Genomic DNA, 1,617 nt, shown 5'->3' on the forward strand with positions numbered 1-1,617 from the left:
TTCTCTCATTTTCTTCGATTTTATCATCAATAGAGCCAAGCATAGATGATATTCTCTCTTGTACTTTCTTATCTGTCGGAACAGAAACAACAATATTTTTCATTGTGTTTCCTGATACTTCTTTGAATGTTGTTCCGCTTCCCATACCTTCGATTTTGTCTTTGTTATATTTGAGCAAATAATACAAGAACAACGGATTAGTGTTTTCATTTGGAATAACACTCTTAAATCCCTGATTGGTACATACATCATTTGCAGCAATAGCCACATACCCTATTGGTGCCCTTGAAGAAAACAAAACTGTATTCTTCGGTAGCAACTGTGTAGAACAGCTTTTCAATCCTGTTTTAGTAATGTTTCTTTCGCCATGCTGAATATATCGACCACTGAATGTAGATAAATCTTTAGGTGTTATCCAAGCAATAGTTCCATTTTCATAATTCTCAGGTTTCTTCGTCGAAGGAGTTGCACCACCAACAACCGTTCCAATGTCAGATATTTTACATTCAATCCATTCAGCCATAATCGCTATCCTCTCTATCCAATATATTTTCGATGAGCAATCTTAACATTGCTCTGTTTGACCATTGCGTACTGCAAGGTCGTATCTATTTTCCTATGCCCCAAGAGCTGTTGCAATTGCTCAATAGGCATTCCTTTATCTATTGCCATTGTTGCAAGCGTACGCCTGAACTTATGCGGATGCACTTTTTGTAACCCTAATTGCTTTCCAAATTCACGCAAACGAACCTCAACTCCACCAATTTTCAGCCTTTCGTGTGGCGATTTCAACGACACAAACAGAGCCGGATTATCGTCCGTTCTGCTTCCTAAGTAATTCTGCAAATGTATCTTTGTTCTTGCATCAAAGTAAACAACCCTTTCTTTACTGCCCTTACCGAAAACAATACATTCTCTCTCATTGAAATCAATATCATTTCGGTTGAGCAGTACCATTTCTCCGACACGCATACCTGTTGAAGCCAACATATCAATAATCGCTAAATCTCGAAGCTCGGTGCAGTTATCTCTCATAAGTTCCAACGCCTCATCCGAGTATGTCTCCTTGATGTTTGTACCAGTTTTAACTTTGTGTATGCGTCGTACTGGGCTTTTCAATATATAATCCTCATCTTCCAACCAAGAGAAGAAACTTGAAAGAATACGGCGGATATTATCTATTGTAACCTTACTTGACTTTTTCTTTTTCTGATAATCTGTTAGATATCCTCTTATATCATCTGTAACTATGTGTTTGACATCTTTTTTGAGTTCATCAAGCATAGCTTCAATGGTAGCCTTGTAATATTTAAGAGATTTCTCGGAACAGCCCTCTATACGTTTTGCCGATAAGAACAGCTCTACAAAGTTCTGTTCCGAATTTTTCTCTTGTTGTTGCTTTTCTATTACTTCATAGTTTACAAAGCTATATTGCAAAACCTCTTGCAACTTTTCGTTTTGTGCGTTGTTCAAATATGGCAACATTCTTTGAACAACATCTTTAATTAAATCTTGTTTCACAGTCAATCCTCCTTTATTTATTCTTAGAGAACGACTATGGGGCGGAAGTTCCCCGATATTAACTCTCGCCACCCACGAGAGTTATGGGATATGTTA

At 37.5% G+C, this 1,617-nt stretch carries 2 protein-coding genes; both read right to left on the bottom strand.

Annotated elements, in window-relative coordinates; translation table 11 throughout:
* On the bottom strand, positions 1-523 hold a 523-nt coding region (locus HMPREF9013_RS05265; RefSeq protein ID WP_006627342.1), incomplete at its 3' end, for a restriction endonuclease subunit S.
* 14 nt (positions 524-537) lie between these two features.
* Positions 538-1,521: a site-specific tyrosine recombinase/integron integrase gene (xerA, locus tag HMPREF9013_RS05270; RefSeq protein WP_006627343.1), complete on the bottom strand. Its 984-nt coding sequence runs from the start codon at positions 1,519-1,521 to the stop codon at positions 538-540.
* Positions 1,522-1,617 lie beyond the last annotated feature (96 nt).

Source organism: Bulleidia extructa W1219 (assembly GCF_000177375.1).
Taxonomy (GTDB): domain Bacteria; phylum Bacillota_I; class Bacilli_A; order Erysipelotrichales; family Erysipelotrichaceae; genus Bulleidia; species Bulleidia extructa.